Genomic DNA, 26,107 nt, shown 5'->3' on the forward strand with positions numbered 1-26,107 from the left:
CTAAAAGGAGAGAGCGTGAAAAAAATACATGGTAGTTTGTGTGTTACTTTATTATTTGCGATGATGCCAAATTTATCATTTGCTACTACGCAAGCTTTGTATGAAAAATCATCATCATCTTATATTATAAAAAATCATTCTTTTGAAAATCAAAATTTTTATGATTATTCAAAAGATGTTTTTATTAAACTTAATGGAAAAAATTATCATGGGATTAAAAATAGTCAAAAAGATATTGATGGGGCAAGGTTAATATATAATAACTTTGGTGTATTAACTCCAGATATTAAAGATGAGGATGTTGTTAGTGTATTAAACACTATGGCTTTTATGAACGCGCGATCTAGTATTTTTTATATTCCTTTTGTTGTAACAGGGTTTAATCTGAAAAAAAATGTAAAAAATAGTCAGCTTATCTTGGAAAATGGTGAATTATCATCAATATATTATATAAAACCTAAAAACATAAATAAAGAATTTCCAAAAGGTGTTGAGGATGCTTATAGATTTATAATTAGTCCTGCTTTTGTAAATTATGCTAATGCAATTAATAACTCACTTATAGTTAAAAATTCTTATATTAATATGGGTGTTGAAAATACTGAAACATTTGCACTAAATGGTGCTCCTTATATAGCAGGTTCTGTTGTTTTAAATGGTATGGCAGATTCGAATAAGCTAAACCTCGAAAAGGGTTCTAAAATAGGCTTATATAATACTCAATATATTACAAATTATGATGGTACCCAACTTTATGATCGTAGGATACCCCATCTTTTTGGTGGATTTGCTACAGATGGTGATGCAAAAAACAACTCAATTGTTTTTAATGGGGTTGATTTTATAGTGCATGGAAAAAAGAATGAATACTTTGCATCTAGTACTATTGAAGCTTATGGTGGATTAGCTAATGCTAGTACGAGTGAGAATTTTAATGCAATTAATAACAAACTTATAATTAATAATATTAATCTAGATTTGGAAGTTGATAAAACAAAAAATCCAAGCTTTTATGATGCTATTTTATTTGGAGAGTTTTTTGGAGGAAAATCTATTAAAGGAAATGCTCTTAAAAATAAAATTTATGTAAGAAATCTTAATACTATAGGAGAATTAAATAAAAATTCTAAAGTGCAAGCTTCTATGAATTTTTATGGAGGTTTTGCTAGTAATGGTCAAGCAAATGAAAATCATGTAGAATTTGACTTTAAAAATCCATTTAAAATTAGTGATAATTTTTCAGGAAAGAATTATTTTAGATTATATGGTGGTTATGCAACAAAAGGAGCAAATGGTAATGTTATTAGTATAAAAAATAATCTTAATGAAGAATTAGTTCCGCAAAACTATAAAGATGAACTTGTGGTGTATGCAGCTAGAACCTTAAGTGGTAATGCTAATGATAATAGTATTAATATTGAAAATTCTTTAATTTCTCTTCCTTTATATGGCTTTATAACCAAAAAAGTTACTATGCAAGATCATGTTTATACGCCTGAACAAGCAAATGGGAATAAAATCTCACTAAGGGAAGTCAAATCATCAAAAAATTTAAGCTTTTTAATCGAGGCAAAAGAAGTCAATGATAATAAGATAACTTATGATTTAGTACAAAGTCTTTCTGAAAATAGTTCTTTAGATAGAGGTTCAAAAATAGTTATAAGAGCAGATGAAAAAGCAAGTAATAATTATATATATTTAAAAGATTATTCTTCAGCTGCTAAAGAAAGTGCTACTGTAGTTGGAGCAGCTAATGAGAGTTCATATAATAAAGTCATACTAGAAAATGCTACATTTGGAACTTCTTCGGATAAAAGAGAAGGGTATTTGCATTTAATAGGTGGTGTATCTAAAAATACTCATCATAATATAGTAGAAATTTTTAATATTAACATAGATGAGTATAAAAACAAAAATGCTGTATTTATTGCAGCATCTGCTGTTTTTAAAGATAAAGACAAAGAGAGTAAATCTTATAATAATACTCTGTACTTAGGTGGTAATTTTTTTACTTATGAAAATGATAGCATGAACTGTATTAGCGGTACAATACTCCATGAACATGCTGAGAAAAAAGTTTATAATCATATAGCCCCACATTTAGAAAATTTATCTAAAAATAATCATCTGATATTAGACGTTGCTTATGTTGGCACTGAAATGGTAAATAATTTTGAAGATTTTACTTTTGTAATATCTAAAAATACTCAAGCAGATCAAGCGATGTTACATATTAGTAATGAACCATTAAACCTTACTTTATCTGGAATTTTTAAAGTATTAGTAAAAGATAACTTAGCACTAAAAAACAAAACCTTTAAACTAATACAAAGTGATAAAGGCTTTGTGGATGAAGATGGTAAAAGCTTAAGTGAATATAGACTCAATAAATATCTAAGTAAAATGTCCTCTAATGTAAAAGACATAGACTACAAACAAATAAAAAACTTAAAAGGTTTTAATAAAGTTAAATTTAGTTTAGAAGCTTCTAAAGATCTAAAAACTATTTATGTGAAATTTAATTAAATAAGGAGTTAAAACATGAAACAAGTTGGAAAAAAAATATTTCTTTCTACCATAGCATCATCTTTAATCTTTTCTCCACTAATGGCTTTACCGCAAGGTGGTAAATTTACTCATGGAACTAGTGGGACTATAATTACTAATGGTAATAGTATGAGTATTACCGGAAAAACAGAAAACGGTAATCATGTTATCCAATGGGGTGGCGGTTTTAATATAGATAGGGGTCAAAGTGTAAACTTTACTACTAGTGGTCAAAATTATCTAAACATTGCTTATCAAAAAGATGCATCTAAAATTTTTGGTTCTTTAAATGGTGGGACTAATAATATTTATTTAATTAATCCTATGGGTGTAGTGATAGAAAAAGGAGGTAGTGTTACCGCAAATAAATTTGTAGCTTCTACTACGCCTTTAAGTAATGATCAAGTTAATGTATTTGTATCACAAGGTTCAAAATTCTCTCCAGCATTTGATGTAAACAAAAAAGGAAACATAGTTAATCTTGGAACTATTAATGCAAATGATATACTTTTAATAGGTAATAAGGTGGAGATTAATGCTGGTAAAATTTCTTCAAATACTAAAAATAATAAATCCAAAATTCATTTAGTTGGTAATAGTGTATATGTGGATGCAGCTGTTGTTGGTAAGGAAAATGATGTTATAGCGACTATAGCAGATAAAAATGGTCAAGCTATAGCTCAGCAAAGTATTAATAGCTTTACAGACAATGGTAGCTTATTACCAGGTGATAATCTCAAATTTGGAGATTATGGAGATGTTGAAAATAAAGCTCAAACTTGGACTAAGTACGGAAGTATCTCAGACGCTGCTGAGTGGAATTTATTTGCACAATATTGGAATGAAAATAAACAAGTGAATGGAGAAAATTTTAGAAATTCTTTTGATAATTTTCGTTTAATTGATGATATTGATTTTAAAGGCCAAAACACTTCAATAGTGGGAATAGATGAAAGTAGTGCTTTTACAAAAAGTTTTGATGGATCAGGATATAGTTTAAAAAACGTGAATATTAATACCAATTCCCAATATGTTGGATTATTTGGTGTTGTAGAAAATAGCACCATAAGAAATTTAAGTATTGATGGTTTAAAAATAATAGGAAATATCAATAGTGCTTATATAGGTGGTATAGTTGGTAAAAATAAAGCAAATAGCAAAACAAATTTTACAAATGTAACAGTCAACGACATTGACATAAATATTAAAGGTGCTAACAATAGAGTAGGTGGAATTATAGGCTGGGGTAATGGTTCTAATGGTGCAATTAAGTTTGAAAATGTAGCTTTAAATAAAATTAGTGTTGAGGGTGGAGAAGGTTCATATGTTGGTGGAATAGGTGGTCACATAGATGGTGGTCATTTTAATAATGTTATTTTAAATGATATTGAAAAAATTATTGCTCATGGTAATTCTAATGGTAAAGCTGGTGGGATAACTGGGTATAGTGGAAGTGCTGCTATGATGAAAGATGTATATTTGTTTTTTAATGCAAATTCAGTTTTATCTGCTGATGGTAAAACATACAAAGCTGGTTTACTAGTAGGTCAAGCTGGAAATGTGGGTACATTTGACAATGTTTATGTTTATTATTCTAATAATCAAAGTGGTACTGTTGATGAAGATAAGGCTTTTATAGAAAAAATAAAATATACAAATGAAAGTGAAGCTAAAAATGGTTTTCATCAAAAAATAATAAGTCAACTTAAAGATGTAAAATACAAGGATGAAAAATATGCTTTTGCTGATTCTTTTAGTAAATCCATAGATGCTTCAAAACTAGAAAAAAACGATTTTGATCCTGCTATGCTTCAGCATATTTTAGATGATATTATGAATGGACATTATGCTTATGATACTAAAACAGGTAAATGGAAAATTGTAGGCGGAAATGAAAACAATGAAATTGATCAAAGTGTTGATTTTTTAAATACATTTTTTGCTAATGGTGCTATAGGAGATGAATTCTTTAAATTTTGGAAAGATGATGGTTCAGATTCTTATAAAAAATTTAAAGCAGCCTATGAAGTTTATACAAACAAAGAGACTATAAAAAAAGAAAAAGAAAAAGAAGTAAAAGCTGCTCAAGATGAATTTAATAATGCTTATAGTGCTTATCAAGATACTTTAGCTGCTTTGATAGAAAGAATTAACGAATATAACAAACTTAATGAGCAAGGTATAACAGATAATTTACAATCAACTTATGATTCTATCTTAGCTAATATTAAAGTACTTGATCAACTATACTCTAACTTAATGAGTTCTTATGATAATTTAAAAGATAATGTTTTTGTTAAAAATGACATTAAAGAAGTTGGAGGATATAATGGATATAGTGGTTCATATGAAATTTTAGGTAGTGTTAATTTACCTATTAAAGGATTATTACCAACATTTGATGAGCCTGGAAAAGGAGGAGGCGGTGAAGATCCAACTGAACCAGAAGTTAAACCTAATATCCCAAAACCTGATCATAACTTGGTAAAAATTGTTTATTTTGAAGATGAAGAGAAAGAAGAAAAAGAAGAAGCAGAAATAGGCGAAGCTAGTGCAGATGCGGGTGGAATTCGTTGTATAGTAAGCGATGAATCTAAAACTATGAATGTGTGTATTACAAGAAAGAGATAAGAGTATGAATAAAAAGATATTTTTTATAAGTTTAATCACAGCCCAAACTTTATTATGGGCTGAATCTGATGAAACAAAAGTTAGAAAAATGATAGAATTATCTCCTCATTCATCTAATCCTCAAGTTAAAAATTTAAGCAATAGCTTAAAAAACAAAGATCAAGCTATAGAGTATAAACAAGAAAAAGAAATAAAACCACAAAGTCAATCTCAAGAAAATGTTAGCTATATTAAAGATTTTATTTTGCATATAGATAATGAAGGTGAGACTTTTGAAAAATTAAAAATTAATAAGGCAGATATTTTACAAGTTCTAGAAGGTTATAAAAAACAAGAACTTAATCTTCAAAATTTAAAAGATATCACAAATATCATTTCTTATATGTGTCAAGTTAGTGGTTATCCATCAACTGTTGCTTATATACCACCACAAGATTTGAGCAATCAGGTAGTTCAGGTAAATATTGCATTTGGCACTTTAGGGAAATTTATCATAAAAGATGAAGAATCTTTAATTTCATCTTATGCTGTAAATAGTAAGTTAAATGAAAGCTTAAAAGGAAAAATTATAACTACCAAAAAGCTTGAAGATGCTATTTTTAGAATTAATGAGATGTATGGTATAAAAACATCAGCAACTTTACAATCTGGAACTGAATATGGCCAAAGTGATATTATTGTTGAAATAGAAAAAGATGACCCAGCTAGTTTTTTGATATATGCAGATAATTATGGAACCAAATCAACTGGTAAGTATCATGCAGGGGTAAGTGCTAGCTTTAACAATCTCTTTAAACAAGGAGATAATTATAATTTTTATCTACAAAATAGTGATGAACAACAAATTAATTTTGGAGCAACTTATAATACTTTTTTAGGGGACTTAAAAATTTCTCCAACTATCTCTAAAGGTTCTTATATACTTGCAGGGGAAAGATATGAAGGTTTAGGTGCTTATGGAACTTCTTTGAATATAGGAGTTAATTTTTCTTATCCTATATTCTTAACACACGAAGCCTCATCATATTTAATCTTTGGAATTACACATAAACAACTACAAGATTATTATTTTGATGGTAGTTTGGGTTTTAAAAAATACAGTGTTGTGGGTAATGTTGGAACACAAGGAACTTATAGAGGAATTCCAAATAACTCTTTTAGCTATACTTTTAATGTGTTTTATGGAAATGTAGATGATGATGGAGGTAGTATAACTTTAGCAGGACCTGAATTGGGTCATTTTGGAAAAATAAATCTAGATGTTAATAATGAGTATTATCTACACGAAAAACTTACCCATTTGTTTAGTTTTAGCTATCAAAAATCTATAGGAGGATCAATACTAGATAGTAGTGAAACTGCTTCTATAGGTGGTCCTTATGGGGTAAGAGCTTATTTAGAAGGAGAAGGTAGTGCAGATAATGCTGTAAAAGCTAGTTTTGGAATAAGATATGAAACCCCTTTGCCAGGATTTTATATTACACCTTTTTATGATATAGGATATTCTTGGTATGAAAATAGTGATAACTATATAGATGATCATTATTTTATGGATGCAGTAGGACTTGAATTGTTATATCTAAATCCTGGAAAATATTATGTAAAATTAGATGGAGCTAGAGCTGCACATCAGTATAAGTATGATGGAGAACACAGAACTAGAATTTATCTTAGTGGTGGGGTGTATTTTTGAAAAAATAAAAACTTTAAAATATAAACTATAACTTTGCTATAATTATATTTTATATTTTAGAGGTGTAAATGAATAAAATTTTATTACTAGCTGATGGGATTTTTGCTAAAGATTTTTTAAGGAAAATTCATAGCAATAAAACTTTTAAAGAATCTTTGAGTGTTGTTTATTATAATGATGAAAGTGTGGATTTGGATTTAGAAAATGAACAAATATCTTTTTATAAATTTGATCCTACAAGTTTGGTTAAACTAGAAAATTTATTAAAGGAAGAATTCCATCAAGCTATCATCTATATGCAAGAAGAAGCAGATATGTTAGCTTGCTATAAAAATTTAAGAAAATTACACCCAAGATTAAACATAGTTATCATGGATTTGTGGAATAGTCAAATTGATGATAATTTTTGCGAAGTGATTAATATTTATGATACTTTAAGCACGAGATTAACAGGTTGTTTAGATAACATGCCTTCTATGGCGCAATTTATAGGGCTTGGACAAGGTGAGATAATGGAGGTAAAAATTCCTGCAGGATCAAGCTTTGCTTATAGACATATAAGCTCTATTAGCCAAAAACGCTTTAAAATTGTAATGGTTTATAGAAATAATGAATTTATCCTAGCAAGACCTGGACTTATTTTAATGCCAAATGATAGTATTTTAATTGTAGGTGATCCTAAAGTTTTACAAAGTGTTTTTACTAATGTTAAAACAAGCTTAGGACGCTTTCCATCGCCTTTTGGAGATAATATACTTTGTATTATAGATATGAAAAAAATGAGTGAGTTTGCTATAGAAAAGCTTATTTTTGCAAGTTTACTTTTGCATGTAAGGATTAATAGTAAAAAGCTTTATTTTAAAGTGATTAATCCTACTTTAACTCCTATGTATTATAAACTTAAAGCCTTGCATAAAAATAGCACTGAGGTGATATTTGACTTTGAAAGTACAAATGTAAAAAACATTAAACCTTTTGTGGAAAATACTAGCATAGGTTTACTTGTAGTGGAAGATTATCTTTTTGAAAAAGAAAAAAGTTTTCTTTTTACTTTAAAAATTCCTGTTTTAAAAGCAGGTAAAGGGGATTTTGCTGACTTAAAATCATCGGTGGTTTTAAGCTCAAATTTTGAAGATGTGGAAGGTATTGCTTCTATTATGCTTGATTTAAATAAGCAAATCCAACTAGGGCTTGCTTTGTATTATTATGATTTAAAACTAAATAAAGCTGAAATTTTTGAATACCACCAATATTTTGAAAGCCTTTCAAAACTCCATGATGAAAAATTACTTTTAATAGAAGAAAAAGAACATAACCCTATCAATAAATTTTCTTATAAACAAAATGTATTGCATTTTGTGCCATTTAATGAAAAAATTTTAGGAAGTAATTTCAATAAAATTTTAAAAACAGATTTAAATACGATATATTATAAAATGAGTAAAAATTATCAATTATTTATACCATCGCTGTGAGAAAACAATGCAAGTTAAGGTAAATTTAGAAAATAATACAAGTTATAATGTCTATATAAATGAGCTAGAAAAGTTAAATTTTGATACTAAAGTAGTGATTTTAACTAATGAATTAGTAGCAAAGCTGCATTTAGATACGCTTTTGGAAAAAATTCAAGCTAAAGAGCTTTTTATCATAAAAATTAAAGATGGTGAAGAGTATAAAAATTTACAAACTATAGAATATATCTTAGATCAAATGTGTGCTTATAAGCTAGATAGAAAAAGTCTGCTTATAAGCTTTGGTGGCGGGGTTATCTCTGATATGGGTGGTTTTGTAGCAAGTATATATCAAAGAGGGATAGAATTTATCAATATTCCCACAACCTTACTAGCTTGTGTGGATGCAAGTGTGGGTGGTAAAACTGGAGTGAATAATAAATTTGGCAAAAACTTAATAGGTACTTTTTATCAGCCAAAAGCGGTGTATTGTGAAAGTAAGTTTTTAAAAACATTGCCTTCAAGAGAACTAGCTGCGGGCATGGCTGAATTTATCAAAATGGCTGTGGTTTTTGATAAGGAAATTTTATCTTTTTTAGAAAATTTGAATGAGGATAAATTTTTAAATGCTAAATTAGATGATATTGCCTTGGCTCAAATCATCCAAAAAAGCATAGAGCTTAAAGCTAGTGTGGTTTCACAAGATGAAAAAGAAAGCGGTTTAAGAATGCTTTTAAACTATGGACACACTTTTGCTCATGTTATAGAAAATCAAACAGGGTATAAAAAATACTTACATGGTGAAGCTGTGGCTATAGGTATGAATATGGCAAATGTTTTAGCGTTAAATTTAGGATTATTAAGTGAGAAAGAATGCCAAAGAGTGCAAAATTTACTTGTGAAATTTAAATTACCTATATCTTATAAAATTTCAAATACACAAGAGTTTTACAATGCCTTTTTCTTGGATAAAAAGACACATTTTCAAAAGATTAATTTTATTTTAGCTTGTGGTTTGGGAAAAGCTTGTATAAAAAATGATATAAACAAAGAAGATATTTTACGCACTTTAGAGGTGTTTGCATGAAAAAGATTTTTTTACTTTTATTTTTACCTTTTTTGATGCTTTTAGCACAAGATGATATAGAGCATTTAGAGCAAAAACTCAATGAATTGCATAATAATTTAACATATAATACTTGGGTGATTAAATATAATAATTTTAATATTTACAGAAAAACTCAAAATGAAATTTTAGCTTTAGAAAAAGAAAGCTTAAAGGCTAATGAGCGCAATAAAAGCATTATAGAAAGGCAAATTTCAATCTTAAAAGAAAGATTAGAGCTTTTAAGTGAGTATAAAAGTGCAAATTTTTCCAAGATGGTTTTAGCGCCTGAAGAAGTTGATAAAATAGATAAACTAACTAATCCTTTAGCCATCATTTCAGCATACTCACACATAAAAAAACTAAGACGTGATAAAGAAGAATATGTTAATCTCTTAAATAGTTTTAAGCAAACTTTAGATGAGCTTATAAAAGAAAATGTTTTAGTGGCTGAGATAGCTAAATTAGCCCCTAGTAAAGAACATGATGAGTATTTAAAAATATCCAATCAAATGGTAAGAGATTTTTCACAAACTCTGCGTTTTGGAGAAATTTCTTATTCTGTGTATGAGAAAAAAATTCAAGAAGAAATTGAAAAAACAACAGCTTCTATTAAAATTCAAGGTGTAAGAGCTTTTAATATAGTTTTGGCTATTATTATCGTTGTAGCCATAGCGTTTTTACTCAAATTTATAGCTAGAAAATATATAGGCGATAATGATCGCTTTTATACAGCAAATAAAATCATTAATTTTATTAATATCAATGTGATTATTTTGATTTTACTTTTTGGATATATTGAAAATATCAGTTACTTAGTAACTGTGCTTGGTTTTGCTTCTGCTGGTTTGGCTATTGCTATGAAAGATATGTTTATGTCTATGCTTGGTTGGTGTGTGATAGTTTTTGGTGGAAGTTTTAGAGTGGGCGATAGGGTTAGAGTTTTTCAAAACAATACGCATTATATTGGTGATATAATTGATATTTCGTTTTTAAGAATAACCTTATATGAAGATATTTCTTTGCTAACTTATACAGATAATCGAAGGAGTGGTAGGATAATTTTTATACCAAATAATTTTATATTTACTAATCTCATATCAAATTATACTCATCATGGTATGAAAACAGTTTGGGATGGACTTGATATTACTTTGACTTTTGATTCAAATCATCAAAAGGCCTTAGAAATAGTGGAAGAAATTGTTATAAAAGCTTCTAAAGGTTATACAAAAATTGCAAAAGAATCTATGAGTAAATTAAGAAATGAATACAGCATTAGAAATCCTAAAGTAGAGCCTAGGTTTTTTACATTTTTGGAAGGTTATGGTATGAGAATTTCTGCTTGGTATATGACAAATTCTTATGCGGCTTTGATTTTAAGAAGTAATATAAGCAAAGAAATCATTAATGAATTTAATAAACATGATGATATAAAAATAGCTTATCCATCGCAAAATTTATATATGGCAAAGCATGAATTTATAGAAAATAAGGAAGATATTTGAAAAAAAAAGTATATTTTAAAACTTTTGGTTGTAGAACTAATATTTATGATACGCAATTATTAAAAACTTATATTAAAGATCATATTGTCACGCAAAATGAGCAAGAAGCTGATGTGATAGTGATAAATTCTTGCACTGTTACAAATGGTGCTGATAGCGGGCTTAGAAGCTATATTAATGGTGTAAAGAAAAATGGAGTTAAGGTTATACTTACAGGCTGTGGTGCTGTAAGCAAGGGAAAGGATTTTTTTGATAAAAAAGAAATTTTTGGAGTTTTAGGGGCTTCTAATAAAGATAAAATTAACGAGTTAATCTCGCAAGATAAAGCCTTTTATGAGCTTGGAAATTTACGCTTTATTGATACAAAAATCGTAAGTAATTATGAAAACCACACTAAAGCTTTTGTAAAAATTCAAGAAGGATGTGACTTTGCTTGTAGTTATTGCATAATCCCAAGTGTTAGGGGTAAATCAAGAAGTATGCCAAGTGAGGAAATAATAAAACAAATCAAACTTCTTGCACAAAATGGTTATAGTGAAGTGGTTTTAACGGGTACGAATATAGGAAGTTATGGTTTAAAAGATAAAACTACACTTGGAAAATTATTACAAGAAATAGGTAAGGTTAATGGTATAAAAAGAGTAAGACTTGGGAGTTTGGAGCCTGCTCAAATTGATGAGAGTTTTAAAGAAATTTTAGATGAGTCTTGGCTTGAAAAGCATTTACATATTGCCCTGCAACACACTCATGAGAAAATGCTACGCATAATGCGTAGAAGATCGCATACGCAAAATGATTTAGCACTGTTTAATGAGTTAAGTCAAAAAGGTTTTGCTTTAGGAACAGACTTTATTGTAGCACACCCTGGAGAAAGTGAATTAATATGGCAAGAAGCTTTAGAAAATTTCAAGCAATTTAAACTTACACATATTCATGCTTTTATTTTCTCACCGCGTGATGGAACACATTCTGCTTCTATGAGTGAACGAATTAATGGTGAAATAGCCAAAGAAAGATTAAATATTTTAAAAGATATAGTCGCGCAAAATAATTATGAGTTTAGAAAAAATCAAAAAGATACTTTAGAAATTTTAGTTGAGAGTAAAAAAGATGGTTTTTATGAAGGCTATGATCAATTTTTTAATAAAATCAAAATTACAAGCAAAGAAGATATTGCTAAACAATGGATAAATATTGAAAAATATGAATGCAAAGAAGATTGTAATTATGTAAGGTTAAGGGATGAAAAATAAAAAGATTATCTTAGCTTCATTTTTATTGCTTTGTGTTTTTGTAATAGTTGCGTTTATAAAAAATCAACCTGATTATATTAGCAAGGCTGCTTATGAAGAGCTTTTAGAGCAAAATTTAATCCAAAAAGCCATAGTAGAAAATAATGAAATATTATTAAAAAGCAAAGAAGGAAATTTTTTAATTGCTAAAGATGTAGTGGATTTAAATGCTTTGTGGCAAAAAATTCCTTTAGAATATGCTAAAGATTATAATTTAAGTGAGTTTTTTTTGATATTTATTTTGCTTGCTTTTCTTGTAAGTTTTTTACTCTTTCTTAATAAAAAAAATAAAGATAGACAAAATTTACTTTCTTTAGAAAAAAATATTTTAGAAAAAAATGAACAAAATAACACTATACAAGATGTAGTAAGTGAAGTTAAATTTAAAGATGTAGCAGGGGTTGATGAGGCCAAGGTAGAGCTTTTAGAAATCGTTGATTTTTTAAAAAATCCTCAAAAATATAAAGATTTTGGCGTGAAAATGCCAAAAGGAGTTTTACTAGTAGGGCCTCCTGGAGTAGGTAAAACCTTGATAGCAAAAGCAGTAGCAGGCGAGGCTGGGGTGCCATTTTTTTATCAAAGTGGGGCTAGTTTTGTAGAAATTTATGTAGGTATGGGCGCAAAAAGAGTTAGAGAGCTTTTTTTAAAAGCTAAATCAAAAGCTCCAAGTATCATTTTTATAGATGAAATTGACGCAGTTGGTAAAAGTAGGGGGGATTTTTCTAATGTAGAAAGAGACAATACTCTAAATCAACTTTTAACTCAAATGGATGGATTTGAAGATAATAGCGGGGTTATAGTGATGGCCGCTACAAATAAAATCGATCTTATGGATAATGCGTTATTAAGATCAGGTCGTTTTGATAGAAGAATTTTTATATCTTTGCCTGATTTTAAAGATAGAATGCATATTTTGCAAAATTATATGAAAGAAAAAAAATCTAACGTAGATTTAGAAAAAATCGCAAAAGCTAGTGTGGGTTTTAGTGGAGCAGCTTTAGAGACTTTAGTTAATGAAGCGGCCATTAATGCTATAAGAAGAAAATCAGATTTAATAGAAGAAAATGATTTTTTTGCAGTGCTTAATAAAGTTTTAATGGGTAAAAAAAAGATTTTCTCTCTAAGCGATAAGGAAAGAAAAATTCAAGCCACATACCAAGCAGCTAAAGCTTTGTGTGCTTTTTATTTTGATGTTAAATTTGAAAAAATTACCTTAATTGAAGATAGATTTAAAGAGTATGAAAATACCATCAAATCAAAATCAGAATTATTAAATAAAATAAAAGTTTTTCTAGCAGGCTCAGTTGCTATGGAGCTTATTTTTAATGAAAGTTACACTAATGCACAAAGTGATCTTTTAAAGGTTAAAGAATTGCTCACTTTCATGGAAACTTTTGCTATGGCAAATGAGGGTTTATTACAAGAGCAAAAGCAAGAAGTGAAAGAATTTTTAGAATTAATGAAGGAAAAAGTAGTGATATTGGCTGGTATTCTTTTGGAAAATGAAAAAATAGAAAAACAAGATGTAGAAAAAATCATAATGGAGTAAAAATGGTAAAAATAGGAATTTTAGTACTTTCAGATAGAGCAAGTAGTGGAATTTATGAAGATAAATCTGGAGTAGAGATAGAAAAAATTTTAGATTCTTATATAAAAAATGAAAAAAGTTTTTATTATGAGCTAATTCCTGATGAGTATGATTTAATTATAGAAAAATTAGCTTATTTGGCTGATGAAGTAAAATGTGATTTGATTTTTACTACAGGGGGTACGGGGCCTGCTTTGCGTGATGTGACACCAGAAGCAACACAAGCAGTGTGTGATAAAATGCTACCAGGTTTTGGGGAGTTAATGCGTGCAAAAAGCTTAGAATATGTACCAACAGCTATACTTTCAAGACAAAGTGCGGGTATAAAAGGAAAATCATTGATTATCAACTTACCGGGTAATCCAAAAGCTATAAGAGAATGCATTGAGCCTATATTTCCTGCTATTCCTTATTGTGTGGATTTGATAGGTGGAGCTTATATTGAAAATAACGAAGAAGTAATTTCTGTATTTAGGCCAAAGAAAAAGTAAGTCTAACTAGACTTACTTTGAGGTTTCATAGCCTTGTGATAAAAGTGCGTTCATACCGCCTTTTAAATTAGTAACTTCTATGCCATTTTGATCTAGTAAAGCAGAAGCTTTAGTGCTTCTTGAACCACTTCTACAAACTATAGCGATAGGTTTATTACTTGAAATCTTTTTAATTTCCTCAACGAAATTTTTATTCACACTGCCATCTTCATTATAAAAGCTAATTTTAATGGCGTTTTTTATTGTACCAGTTTGCGCCCATTCGCTAGGTTTTCTAATATCAATTACTTGATAATTTTCCAAAATATCCGCATTAATATCGATATTTTTAACTTCTGCTAAAACAAAACTAGCACAAAGTGCCAAAGATAAAAATATTTTCTTCATAATTAACTTTCCTTTTTTGTAGCTTCATAGCCTTGCGATAAAAGTGCTACCATGCCACCATCTAGATTAGTACATTCTATACCTAGAGCATCTTCTATCATTATAGCAGTATGTTTGCTTCTTGAGCCTGTAGCACACACAAAGGCTATGTTTTTATTTTGATAATCTACTTTTTCTTTAAATTCTTGGATGAAATTTTCATTCATAAAGCCATTATCATCGCAAAGTGCGATGAGTATAGCTTCTTTTATAACTCCGCTTTTCCATTCGCTTGGGGTTCTTACATCTATAATGCAAAATTCGTGCAAAATATCTTTAGAAATAGCTATATTTTTCATTTTTCTAAAGCCTTAGAAACGATTTTGCTTAAGGCATTGTTAAATTCACTAGGGTTATCTATACCCATGCCTTCGCTAAGTTTAGCCATATTTAAAAGAATATGCGCCATTTCATTAACTAAGGTATCATTTTCTTTTAAGGCTTTTAAAATTTCATGATTAGGATTGATTTCAAGTATAGGTTTAACTTGCTGTTCTTGCCCCATTTGTTTAAGAATTTGTTGCATAGCAAAATCAGGTTTATTTTGATCATAAACAATACAGCTTGGACTATTTGAAAGTCTTTGACTAAGTTTTACCTCTTCAACTTCATCTTTTAAAACTTCTTTTATTTTGATGAGTAAGCTTGCAAATTCAGCCTTTTGTTCTTCGCTAGTTTCTTCACTAGCTAGATGGTTAATAGCACTAAATTTTAAACCTTCAAATTCATTCATCATAGGCATAACTATGGTATCAATTTCCTCATCAAGTAATAAAACATTGATATTTTTTTGTTTATAGCTTTCAAGAAGAGGAGAATTTCTTAAAAGTTTTTCATTTTTTCCGCTGATATAAAAAATTTCATTTTGACCTTCAGCTAGGTTTTGTTTATACTCTTCAAGATCAATTAATTCTTCTTTATTTGAGTTTTTAAAGTATAAAAGCTTAGCTATAGCGTCTTTATTTTCGCCAAAACCATATAAACCTTCTTTTAAAACTTTTCCAAAATTCTCATGGAATTTAAGATAGTTTTCTTTATCTTTTTCTTTGAATTTTTTAAGTTCAGCTAAGATTTTTTTAACACTTGCTTCTTGAACGCTTTTTAAAATTTTATTTTCTTGTAAAATTTCACGGCTTACATTAAGCGGTAAATCTTCTATATCGATAATCCCGCGCACAAATCTTAAATAAGTTGGTAATAATTCTTTATCATCATCGCTGATAAAAACTCTTTTTACATAAAGTTTTAAACCACTTTTATAATCTACTCTATATAAATCAAATGGAGCTTGTGCAGGTATAAAGAATAAAGAATTATACTCTATAGAACCTTCAGCTTTTGTGTGGATATAAAGCATAGGTTTGTTTGAGTCATGGAAGTTTTGTTCATAAAATCTTTCATAATCTTCAGCTTTTAAGCTGGCTTTATTTTGTCTCCATAAAGCACTTGCTGTGTTAATTTGAGTGTTTTTTAATTCTTTTTTAGGTTCTTTTTCACCTTCTTCTAATGGCAAATATTCTTCTTTTTCCATAAAAATAGGAAATTGTATGTGATTTGAGTATTTTTCTACTATACTTTCAATGCGGTATGAGTTTAAAAATTCTTCATCTTTTAAATGTAAGGTTATGCAAGTGCCTTGCTCATCTTTATTTGCATCTTCTATTTCATAACCACTAGCATCAGAAGTCCAAAGATAAGCTTTATCATCTAATGCTTTTTTGCTTAAAACTTCTATTTTAGAAGCCACCATAAAAGCAGAGTAAAAGCCTACACCAAATTGTCCTATAAGTTGAGAGTCTTTTTTGGCATCACCACTCAAGTTTTCCAAAAAGCTTTTTGTACCACTTTTGGCAATGGTTCCAAGATGATTGATTAAATCTTCTTTATTCATACCTATACCATTATCGCTTATGGTTAGGGTTTTTGCTTCTTGATTGAAGTTGATTTGAATTTTTGGTTCAAATTTTAAATTTTTATAAGCATCATCACTCACGCTTAGATAACTAAGTTTATCAAGTGCATCGCTTGCGTTAGAAATAAGCTCTCTTAAAAAAATTTCTTTGTTTGAATACAAAGAATGAATCATAAGTTGTAAAAGTTGATTAACTTCAGTTTGAAATTGCATTTATATCTCCTTTATTTAAAAATTAAAAAACCAATCCATACTGCCAAAAGACAAAGGATAACATTTAAAATAATATTTAGAAAAAAGTGAAAATAATCACCACTTTGCAAAAATAGCAAATTTTCATAAGAAAAAGTTGAAAAAGTCGTAAAAGCACTTAAAAAACCTGTGCTAATTAAACTTTTAGTAAAAATATGCACATCTTTAGAGTTTGCATAAGAAAAAAACAAGCCCATTAAAAAAGATCCTATGATATTAACAAGTAAAGTACCATAGGGAAAATCATGTGGAATGATTTTATTAAAAAAGCTACTAGTAAGCATTCTAGATATAGCCCCTAAAAAGCCACCAAAACCTACAGCTAAAATCGTGCTAATCAAGCTTGTGACCTTTCGTTATCTAAGATTGTTTGCATTTTTTCTCTAGTTTGCTCAAGCCAATCATCTTTACTTATATCAACAAGATCAAGAAATACTACTTTTAAAACGCCACTATTTGCACTAAAGTTTTGTGTGTCTAAAATTTTAGCTGAATCAACAATTACAACAGGTTGGACTTTTAGATTAAGTTTTTCACTTAAAATTTTAGCTCCAACTTTAAATTTTAAAAGTTTTTGTGTTTTAGATCTTGTACCTTCTGGAAAAATAGCCAAAATTCTATCTTCTTTTAGTCTTTCTTTGGCTTCTTTTAAAAGTTTTACTAGACCTTTTGGACTTCTATCTATACAAATAATTTTAGGTTTTTTAATCAAAGTTTTAAAAACGGGGAGTTCACCAAGTTCTTTTTTTGCTATCCAAGATATATTTTTTGGACATAAATCTTCCAAAACAACTATATCTAACAAGCTTTGGTGATTGATTAAAAGTAAATTAGCTTGAGGGTGTATAGAACCTTGAGTTTGGATTTTATAATTTATTATATATTTTTGCAGTTTTGACCATGCTTTTCTGATTTTCCAAATTTTTTCTTGTGATTGCAATAATAAAAAGGCAATGCATAAAAATATAATAGATAAAATAAATTCAATCCAAAATACTAAAGCTTTAAATCTTTGATAAATCTTCACTTTTTACCCAGCCTATTTTTCCATTATTAAATAAAATTTTTTTATATTCATCTCTTGAATCTAACACTTCTACTTCTTGGTTATATTTTCCAGAATAAAAATGAGTTGAGTTAAGAGTTGGTAAAATTTGCACTTTGCTTTCAGCCTTTAATATGGCTTTGTATATGTTATTTTGGGCTAAAAAACTTGCTATTAGAGCCAAAATTGCTAAGCCTAAAGCTACATAGCTTTTCTTAAATACAAACCATAAAGCAAAAATACCACACAAGCTCCACAAAAATACTTGTTTGTAAAAATTAAAGTCATTAGTTTTTGGATTTAAATCACTTTGTGTGCTTATGCTATCTTCTTTAAGTTCTATTTTTAAAGAAAAATCTTTTAATTCTTTAGAATTTAAATTAAAATAAGAAAAATCAAAGCGTGTTTTGCTTTTATCTAAAATAGCATAATAAAACCCACTTTGTTTTTCAAAATCACCTTTAATAGCCTCTACGCCTTGTTTTTGAATATCTTTTATATTAAAACTTGCTAGGTTTGTGTTTTCTCCTGCAAGTTCTATAAATAAAATCATATTATCATTGTCAAAATGGCTTGCTTTTACTTGTTTTACTTCTAAATTACTTGCAACTATGTGTGAGTATTTGTTAGATGGAGCGTCGATTTTTTTAAGTCTAATAGGTTTTATAATTAGTGATGAGCTTTGAAAAATATGATCATTTCTGCTTAAAGAAACGATGATTTTATTTAAATTAGCATTTAAACTTTTTGCTTCAAACCATAATTTTGTATGATATGAATTAGCCTTTTGCTCCCAAATAGGATTAGGATTAATCCAAAGCATATCGTCATTTTTTTCAAAACTCACATTTAAATCAAAACTTACATTAGTTGTGGTGATAACCTCAAGATCTATAGTAAAAGCTTCATCTATGTAAGCTTCATCAGTGTATTCTTTTGCATTTAATACTAAAGAGCCTTGAAGAATAAAATTTTCATCATTGATTTTACTTTCATAATTACTCTCATCGCTTGGAGCGATAGTTTGATAAATTTGCTTAGCTTGATCGTCTAATTGATTGTAGTTTTTTTCTAGGGTGTTATAATCTTCAAAAACGCTATTTTCTTGAGCATATAAATTAAACGCTAGTAAAAAAACACAAAAAACTTTGAAGGTTTTTAGCAATTTAAAAATCCTTCAAACATTTTAAGTCCTACTTTTGAGCCAAGTATATCATCACACATTCTTTCAGGGTGCGGCATAAGTCCAAAAACTTTTTTATTCTCATCACAAATTCCAGCTATATCGTTTAAGGAGCCATTTGGATTATTGATATATCTTAATAAAATCATATCTTTATCTTCTAGCATTTTAATACCATCTTCGCTATTAAAATAATTTCCTTCTCCGTGAGCAATAGGTAATTCTATAATGTCATTTTTTTGGAAATTTTTCAAAAAAGCATTATTGTTTGATACTACTTGCAATGCTTGCATTTTAGAAATAAAACTTAAGCTATTATTATGTTTCATAGCTCCCTTTAAAAGACCAAGTTCTAATAAAATTTGAAAACCATTGCAAATACCTAGGACATATCCACCTTTTTGTACATGTTCTTTAAGTGTTTTCATAGCAGGAGCAAGTTTTGCAATGGCTGCACATCTTAAATAATCTCCATAAGAAAATCCACCTGGTAAAACAATTAAATCAGCACTAAAATCTTGTCTTTCATGCCAAATGATTTCAATTTTTACACCTAGTTTTTCAAAAGCATAAGCTGTATCAAACTCGCAATTAGTTCCGGGAAAACGAATAATAGCTACTTTCATAATATTATCTCATAATCTTCTATCACAGTATTTGCAAGCAATTCTTTACACATTAAATCAACATGTTTTAAAGCTTCTTCTTTATCCTCACAAGCTATATCAAAACTAATTTGTTTTGAGGTTTTAACATTTGATATGTTATTAAAATCTAAAGAATGCAAAGCCTTTTCTATGGCTTTGCCTTGAGGATCTAAAACCCCGTTTTTTAGTGTGATATTTACAGTTACTTTCATTATTTTTCCTAACTTAAAATTCTTTTTAATACTTCTTCATAGGCCATTTTTACATTACCTAGATCTTGTCTGAAGCGGTCTTTGTCTAATTTTTCATTAGTTTTGCTATCCCAAAATCTACAACTATCAGGGCTAATTTCATCAGCTAGTATCATATTTCCTTCACCATCAATACCAAATTCTAATTTAAAATCAATCAATCTTAAACCTTTAGATTCAAAGAATTTAACCAAGATAGAATTGATTTGTCTTGCAATGTTTTTTATTAATTCTAAATCTTTTTCACTTTTTACTAAATTTAAAATCAAACAATGCTCATCATTGATAATAGGATCGCCTAAATCATCATTTTTATAACAAAACTCAACTACAGCAAAAGGTAAAATCGTACCCTCTTTAATGCCCAATCTTTTTGTTAAAGATCCTGTGGCTACATTTCTAGTAATAACTTCAATAGGTATAATATTGCATTTTTTTACAATTTGTTCTTTATCGCTGATAGTTTCTACTAGGTGTGTTTTAATACCTTCTTTTTCTAAAAGATGAAAAATTTCAGTACTAATTTTACAATTTAACGCACCTTTTCCCGCTTCATTACCTCTTTTTTCTGCATTAAAAGCAGTTAAATCATCTTTAAATTCCGTGATGAGTAAATTCTCATCATCAGTTTTAAACATTTTTTTACCTTTTCCCTCGTATAAAAGATCTAGTTTTGTTGCCATTTTACTCTCCTTTTGTGATGTTTAAAATTTTGATTGCATCTATTGCAGTTTTTAATTGTATATCATTATCAATTTGTTCTTTGGTGATGATATTTTTATCTTCTTTATTATCTTTTTTCTTTTCTTGATGTCCGATTTTATCAAGTTCAGCTTGTAAGTGTTTTTTTAGATCGCTTTCTTTGATTTCAAAGCCATGATTTTCTTCTTTACTTACTTTTCCTGGGAATACTTCTATATCAGGACTAACCCCGACAGCTTGTATGGTTCTACCACTTGGTAAATAATATTTTGCTATAGTAAGTCTTAAGCCTTCTTTGCCTTTTTCATCCATTGGCAATATAAGTTGTACGCTACCTTTTCCAAAGGTTTTTTCTCCTATGATAATAGCGCGTTTGAAATCTTGTAAAGCCCCACTTACAATCTCACTTGCACTAGCGCTACCACCATTTACAAGCACTACTAAAGGTGCGTTGGTGATTTTTTTACTAGGATTTGCTTTAAATTCTACATTCTCATTTTCTATTTTTCCTTTTTGTGAGACAATGACTCCTTTATCTACAAAAAGATTTACTAAGCCTACGGCTTGATTTAAAATACCACCCGGGTTGGTTCTAAGATCTAGTATAATTCCTTTTACATTAGGATGTTTTTTGATAGCTTTACTAGCTTCATCTACGACATTTTTATCAAAATTAGTCACTCTTAAATAAAGCAAGTTTTCATTTTCGATTAATTTTGTATAAACGCTATCTACTTTTATAATATCTCTTTTTAAATTGACATCAAATGGTTTTGCATCGCCTTTTCTATAGATAGTTAGAGTGACCTTTGTCTTAGGTTCTCCGCGCATTTTAGAAACAGCTTCATTTAAAGTCATACCTAAAGTTGATTCGTTATTAATTCTTAAGATAATATCATCAGTTTTAATACCTGCTTTATCTGCTGGACTTCCTTCTATAGGAGCTACAACGCTAATTGCTCCATCTTTTTGCGTAATAGTAAAGCCAAGTCCACCAAATTCTCCATTAGTTTGCTCTTTAAGTTCTTTATAACCTTTTTCATCTAAGAAAGAAGAATGAGCATCTAAATTTGTTAGTAAGCCTGCTATGGATTTATCAACCAAATCTGTATAATTAACATCATCAACATAGTATTGTTCTATAATGGACATGGTTCTTGTGAGTTTAGATAAAGCTTCTATTTTCTTTTCTGCTTCACTAGGAGCGGGGTTTTTAGCTTGTAAATTAGTAAAAATAAAAGAAGCAGTTACTAAACTGCAAATGCTAGCTGCGATAATAAGATTTCTTTTTGTCTTCAAAGGAAAAACTCCAAAATAAATATGAATTCATAAAATAATTATCTAATTTTAGTTATTTTTGCTTAAAAAATCGTAAATAAAGTAAATATTTTTATTATATTAGTGCGTTTATATAAAAAATTATTTATAAATATAACTAAATAAACTTGACAATAATAGACTAAAGTTATATAATACATCTCATATAAAAGTAAAAAAGGAGCAAAAATGGCAAATATACAAGATTTTTTAACAGATTCTATGCTTTCAAATATAGAAAGTGCGATTTCTTTGGCCATTCATTCTAAGAATAGTGAAATAAAACCTTTGCATTTATTATGGGCTTTAAGTATTGATAGTTCAAGTTTGCTAAATCAAGTTTTTAATAAATTAAATGTTTCTAAAGAGGCATTTGAGCTAGAAGTAAAAAGTAAAATTTCATCTTTTCCTACTAGCTCAAATGTAAATAAAGATAATATTAAATTTTCAAATGAATTTATTAATTCTTTAGAAAAAGCAAAAGGCTTTGCTTTAGAAAACAAAGATAGCTATTTGGCTGTGGATATGTGGCTTGTCTCAGAAAGTACGAGTGGGGTTATTAAAGAATTTTTATCTAAATTTGTAGATTTAAATGAATTTAAAAAAGAATTAGAATTTATTAGAGCTGGAGCTAAAATAGAAACCAAAACAAGCGATGAAACGCTTGATTCTTTGTCTAAATTTGGTATTGATTTGACTATGAAAGCTAAAAACAATGAACTTGATTCTGTCATAGGCAGAGAAGAAGAAATTCAAAGATTAATGCAAATTTTAATCAGAAAAACTAAAAATAATCCTATTTTATTAGGTGAGCCAGGGGTAGGAAAAACTGCTGTAGTAGAAGCTTTAGCACAAAGAATAGTAAAAAAAGATGTTCCTACTTCATTGCAAAATAAAAAAGTCATAGCCTTGGATATGAGTGCTTTAATAGCAGGAGCAAAATACAGAGGTGAATTTGAAGATAGATTAAAAGCTGTTGTAAATGAAGTAATAAAACACAAAAATATAATTTTATTTATAGATGAAATTCACACCATTGTAGGTGCAGGTGCAAATGAAGGAAGTATGGATGCAGCAAATATTTTAAAACCTACTTTAGCAAGAGGTGAGCTTCATACTATAGGCGCTACAACCTTAAAAGAATATAGAAAATATTTTGAAAAAGATGCGGCTTTGCAAAGAAGATTTCAACCTGTAAATGTAGCTGAACCTAGCGTGAATGAAGCTTTAGCAATGCTAAGAGGTATAAAAGAAAAATTAGAAATTCATCATAATGTAACTATTAATGATAGTGCATTGGTGGCAGCTGCAAAACTATCTAAGCGTTATATAGCTAATAGATTTTTACCTGATAAGGCGATTGATTTAATTGATGAGGCCGCAGCAGAATTAAAAATGCAGATAGAAAGTGAGCCAAATTCTTTAAGAAAGGTTAGAAAACAAATTGAAAGCTTAGAAGTAGAAAATGAAGCTTTAAAAATGGAAGAAAATGAAACTAATGAAAAAAGATTAGAAGAGATTAAAAAAGAATTAGCAAATTTAAAAGAAGAGCAAATCAAACTTAATGCCAAATTTGAAAATGAAAAAGCAGTATTTAATGGCATAAGTGCAAAGAAAAAAGAAATCGATACTTTAAAAAATGAAGCTATTTTGGCTAAAAACAAAGGAGATTTTCAAAAAGCTGCTGAAATAGAATATGGCAAAATTTTAGAGTGCGAAAAAGAGGTATTAAATTTAGAAGAAAAATGGAAACAAATGACCCAAGAAGGAGTTTTGCTTAAAAATCAAGTAGATGAGGATTTAGTAGCAGGTATTTTAAGCAAATGGACAGGTATTAGCGTGCAAAAAATGCTTACTTCTGAAAAGCAAAAATATTTACACATTCAAGAGTATTTACAAGAAAGCGTCGTAGGACAAGATGAGGCTTTGAGTGCTTTAGCTAAAGCTATTAAACGTAATAAAGCAGGGCTAAATCAAGCAACTAAGCCTATAGGAAGCTTTTTATTTTTAGGGCCAACTGGGGTAGGTAAAACAGAAAGTGCTAAAGCTTTGGCTAAATTTTTATTTGATGATGAAAAAGCTATGGTGCGTTTTGATATGAGTGAATTTATGGAAAAACACAGTATATCAAGACTTTTAGGTGCACCTCCAGGATATATAGGGCATGAAGAAGGAGGGGAACTAACCGAAGCTGTTAGAAGAAAGCCTTATAGCGTGATTTTATTTGATGAAGTAGAAAAAGCTCATAAGGATGTATTTAATATACTTTTGGGAATTTTAGATGATGGTAGGGCTACAGATAGTAAAGGCGTAACGGTGGATTTTACTAATACTATCATTATCTTAACTTCTAATATAGGTGCAAATTTTATTATGGAGTTAAAGGGCGAAGAAAGAGAAAAAGCTATCAAAGAAGCCCTTAGAAGCTTTTTTAGACCTGAGTTTTTAAATCGTTTAGATGATATCATTACTTTTAATCCTTTGGGAGAAAGTGAGGCTGAAAAAATAGTTAAATTGCTTTTTAATACCTTGCAAAAAAGTCTTGAAAATAGAGGTATTAAAGCAAGCTTGAGCGATAATGCTGCTAGGTTAATAGCAAAGGTTGGTTTTGATGTAGATTTTGGCGCAAGACCATTAAAAAGAGCCTTATATGACATGGTAGAAGATAAATTAAGTGATATGATATTATCCGATGAATTAAATGAAAATGATGAGATTATTATAGATTCTAAAGATGATGAGATTGTCATTATTAAACAATAAGCAAGTGCAATACTTGCTTATTTTAGAGTAAAATTATCCTATTAACATTAAATTGTAAATACTTCGTATATTTGTTTAAAAAAATATTATTTTTTATCTATTCTTAACAATAAATGTTTTAAAATCTTTAATGATATTTCTATATTTAAGGAACAACAAATGAGTGATTTAGATATTTTTAATCGCCGTTTAGACGCATTAGAAAAACTTCCTCTTTTGAAAAATGAGATTTCTATCTCTAAAGCCTTAGAACAATCAGGTTTTTCAAGAAGAGATTTTATGAAATGGGCTAGTGCAATGACTGCATTTTTGGCACTACCTGCTAGCTTTACTCCAGTAGTTGCAAGAGCTGCTGAGCTTAGTGATAGACTTCCAGTGATTTGGCTTCATATGGCTGAATGTACAGGATGTTCTGAGAGTTTATTAAGAAGTGATGCTCCTACTATTGATAGTTTAATTTTTGATCATATTTCTTTAGAATATCATGAAACTATAATGGGTGCAGCAGGTTGGCAAGCTGAGCATAATCTTGAAGCTGCTATGGAAAAATATAAAGGTAGATATATTTTAATGGTAGAAGGTGGTATACCAACAGGTGCTACAGAAAACTTTTTAACCATAGGACCACACGGTAAAACAGGTAAGCAAATAGCAGTTCAAGCTTGTGATAATGCTTTGGCTATTTTTGCTATAGGTACCTGTTCAGCTTTTGGTGGTATTCAAGCTGCTAGACCTAATCCAAGTAATGCTGTGAGTTTAAGTAAAGTTACAAATAAAACAGTTATTAACGTTCCAGGTTGTCCTCCAAGCGAGAAAAACATTATAGGTAATGTGATTCATTATATATTGTATCAAACATTGCCAGCGCTTGATGCTTATAATAGACCAAAATGGGCTTATGGATTAAGAATTCATGATCTTTGTGAAAGAAGAGGACGCTTTGATGCGGGTGAGTTTGTGCAACAATTTGGTGATGAAGGAGCAAAAAAAGGATATTGTCTTTATAAGGTAGGTTGTAAAGGACCTTATACTTTTAATAATTGTTCAAGAGAAAGATTTAATCAGCATACTTCATGGCCTATTCAAGCTGGACATGGTTGTATAGGTTGTTCTGAACCAGATTTTTGGGATACTATGGGGCCTTTTGAAGAAGTGATGGCAGGAAGATTATTTGATACTGTTTATGGTTTGGGTGCTGATAGTATTTCAGATAAAATTGGTATAGGTGTACTTTGTGTAACAGGTGTTGCTGTTGCTGCGCACGCTGTAATTGCTTCATTAGAAAAGAATAAGGATTAAG

General features: G+C 29.1%; 21 protein-coding genes. 11 read left to right on the forward strand and 10 right to left on the reverse strand.

What is annotated here, in order from left to right; translation table 11 throughout:
* Positions 1 to 15: 15 nt before the first annotated feature.
* The 9 genes from L8U00_RS01915 (at position 16) to mog (ending at position 14,309) form a co-directional block, all read left to right on the forward strand.
* The gene (locus L8U00_RS01915) at positions 16 to 2,526 is read left to right on the forward strand and encodes a hypothetical protein (RefSeq protein WP_263708341.1); all 2,511 of its coding nucleotides are present in this window, start codon (positions 16 to 18) and stop codon (positions 2,524 to 2,526) included.
* Between the two features lie 15 nt (positions 2,527 to 2,541).
* Positions 2,542 to 5,178 carry a filamentous hemagglutinin N-terminal domain-containing protein gene (locus tag L8U00_RS01920; RefSeq protein ID WP_263708342.1) on the forward strand — a complete coding sequence of 879 codons (2,637 nt, stop codon included), beginning with the start codon at positions 2,542 to 2,544 and terminating at the stop codon, positions 5,176 to 5,178.
* A 4-nt stretch (positions 5,179 to 5,182) separates the two neighbouring features.
* Positions 5,183 to 6,871, forward strand: a complete 1,689-nt coding sequence (locus tag L8U00_RS01925) for a ShlB/FhaC/HecB family hemolysin secretion/activation protein (protein ID WP_263708344.1) — start codon at positions 5,183 to 5,185, stop codon at positions 6,869 to 6,871.
* A gap of 68 nt (positions 6,872 to 6,939) precedes the next feature.
* Entirely contained in the window at positions 6,940 to 8,346 is a 1,407-nt protein-coding gene (locus L8U00_RS01930) for a COG3400 family protein (RefSeq protein ID WP_263708345.1), read from the forward strand.
* Between the two features lie 7 nt (positions 8,347 to 8,353).
* Entirely contained in the window at positions 8,354 to 9,412 is a 1,059-nt protein-coding gene (aroB, locus tag L8U00_RS01935) for a 3-dehydroquinate synthase (RefSeq protein WP_263708346.1), read from the forward strand.
* Entirely contained in the window at positions 9,409 to 10,938 is a 1,530-nt protein-coding gene (locus L8U00_RS01940; protein WP_318529505.1) for a mechanosensitive ion channel family protein, read from the forward strand. Before aroB ends, L8U00_RS01940 begins: the two co-directional genes overlap by 4 nt.
* Positions 10,935 to 12,191: a tRNA (N(6)-L-threonylcarbamoyladenosine(37)-C(2))-methylthiotransferase MtaB gene (mtaB, locus tag L8U00_RS01945; RefSeq protein ID WP_263708347.1), complete on the forward strand. Its 1,257-nt coding sequence runs from the start codon at positions 10,935 to 10,937 to the stop codon at positions 12,189 to 12,191. The genes L8U00_RS01940 and mtaB overlap by 4 nt, the downstream gene beginning before the upstream one ends.
* Complete coding sequence (locus L8U00_RS01950; protein ID WP_263708348.1) at positions 12,181 to 13,779, forward strand: AAA family ATPase; 1,599 nt, start codon at positions 12,181 to 12,183, stop codon at positions 13,777 to 13,779. The genes mtaB and L8U00_RS01950 overlap by 11 nt, the downstream gene beginning before the upstream one ends.
* Positions 13,780 to 13,781: 2 nt before the next feature.
* Entirely contained in the window at positions 13,782 to 14,309 is a 528-nt protein-coding gene (mog, locus tag L8U00_RS01955; RefSeq protein ID WP_263663365.1) for a molybdopterin adenylyltransferase, read from the forward strand.
* A 12-nt stretch (positions 14,310 to 14,321) separates the two neighbouring features.
* On the opposite strand, the gene L8U00_RS01960 is transcribed toward mog, so the two are convergent.
* From L8U00_RS01960 to L8U00_RS02005, 10 genes are read right to left on the reverse strand one after another with little or no spacing between them, the layout of a single operon-like run.
* Positions 14,322 to 14,696 carry a rhodanese-like domain-containing protein gene (locus L8U00_RS01960; protein WP_263702573.1) on the reverse strand — a complete coding sequence of 125 codons (375 nt, stop codon included), beginning with the start codon at positions 14,694 to 14,696 and terminating at the stop codon, positions 14,322 to 14,324.
* Positions 14,697 to 14,698: 2 nt separating this feature from the next.
* Complete coding sequence (locus tag L8U00_RS01965; RefSeq protein ID WP_263663363.1) at positions 14,699 to 15,034, reverse strand: rhodanese-like domain-containing protein; 336 nt, start codon at positions 15,032 to 15,034, stop codon at positions 14,699 to 14,701.
* Positions 15,031 to 16,860 (reverse strand): molecular chaperone HtpG, encoded by a 1,830-nt coding sequence (gene htpG, locus L8U00_RS01970; protein WP_263708349.1) that lies wholly within the window; start codon positions 16,858 to 16,860, stop codon positions 15,031 to 15,033. The genes L8U00_RS01965 and htpG overlap by 4 nt, the downstream gene beginning before the upstream one ends.
* A gap of 11 nt (positions 16,861 to 16,871) precedes the next feature.
* Positions 16,872 to 17,240 (reverse strand): fluoride efflux transporter CrcB, encoded by a 369-nt coding sequence (gene crcB / locus L8U00_RS01975; protein ID WP_263706105.1) that lies wholly within the window; start codon positions 17,238 to 17,240, stop codon positions 16,872 to 16,874.
* Positions 17,237 to 17,926: a lysophospholipid acyltransferase family protein gene (locus L8U00_RS01980; protein WP_263708350.1), complete on the reverse strand. Its 690-nt coding sequence runs from the start codon at positions 17,924 to 17,926 to the stop codon at positions 17,237 to 17,239. Before L8U00_RS01980 ends, crcB begins: the two co-directional genes overlap by 4 nt.
* A complete protein-coding gene (locus L8U00_RS01985) occupies positions 17,904 to 19,109 on the reverse strand; it encodes an SH3 domain-containing protein (RefSeq protein ID WP_263708351.1) in 1,206 nt (401 codons plus the stop codon). The genes L8U00_RS01980 and L8U00_RS01985 overlap by 23 nt, the downstream gene beginning before the upstream one ends.
* Complete coding sequence (gene purQ / locus L8U00_RS01990; RefSeq protein ID WP_263679375.1) at positions 19,103 to 19,753, reverse strand: phosphoribosylformylglycinamidine synthase subunit PurQ; 651 nt, start codon at positions 19,751 to 19,753, stop codon at positions 19,103 to 19,105. The genes L8U00_RS01985 and purQ overlap by 7 nt, the downstream gene beginning before the upstream one ends.
* Complete coding sequence (gene purS / locus L8U00_RS01995; protein ID WP_263679376.1) at positions 19,750 to 19,986, reverse strand: phosphoribosylformylglycinamidine synthase subunit PurS; 237 nt, start codon at positions 19,984 to 19,986, stop codon at positions 19,750 to 19,752. The genes purQ and purS overlap by 4 nt, the downstream gene beginning before the upstream one ends.
* An 8-nt stretch (positions 19,987 to 19,994) precedes the next feature.
* Positions 19,995 to 20,708 (reverse strand): phosphoribosylaminoimidazolesuccinocarboxamide synthase, encoded by a 714-nt coding sequence (purC, locus tag L8U00_RS02000; protein WP_263663357.1) that lies wholly within the window; start codon positions 20,706 to 20,708, stop codon positions 19,995 to 19,997.
* Between the two features lies 1 nt (position 20,709).
* Complete coding sequence (locus tag L8U00_RS02005; protein ID WP_318529506.1) at positions 20,710 to 22,026, reverse strand: S41 family peptidase; 1,317 nt, start codon at positions 22,024 to 22,026, stop codon at positions 20,710 to 20,712.
* Positions 22,027 to 22,233: 207 nt separating this feature from the next.
* Here L8U00_RS02005 and L8U00_RS02010 point away from each other — a divergent pair, with 207 nt between their 5' ends.
* Complete coding sequence (locus tag L8U00_RS02010; protein WP_263708352.1) at positions 22,234 to 24,807, forward strand: ATP-dependent Clp protease ATP-binding subunit; 2,574 nt, start codon at positions 22,234 to 22,236, stop codon at positions 24,805 to 24,807.
* A 159-nt stretch (positions 24,808 to 24,966) separates the two neighbouring features.
* Complete coding sequence (locus tag L8U00_RS02015; RefSeq protein WP_258107370.1) at positions 24,967 to 26,106, forward strand: hydrogenase small subunit; 1,140 nt, start codon at positions 24,967 to 24,969, stop codon at positions 26,104 to 26,106.
* Position 26,107: the final 1 nt, after the last annotated feature.

It is taken from the genome of Campylobacter sp. IFREMER_LSEM_CL2256 (genome assembly GCF_025771645.1).
GTDB lineage: Bacteria > Campylobacterota > Campylobacteria > Campylobacterales > Campylobacteraceae > Campylobacter_D.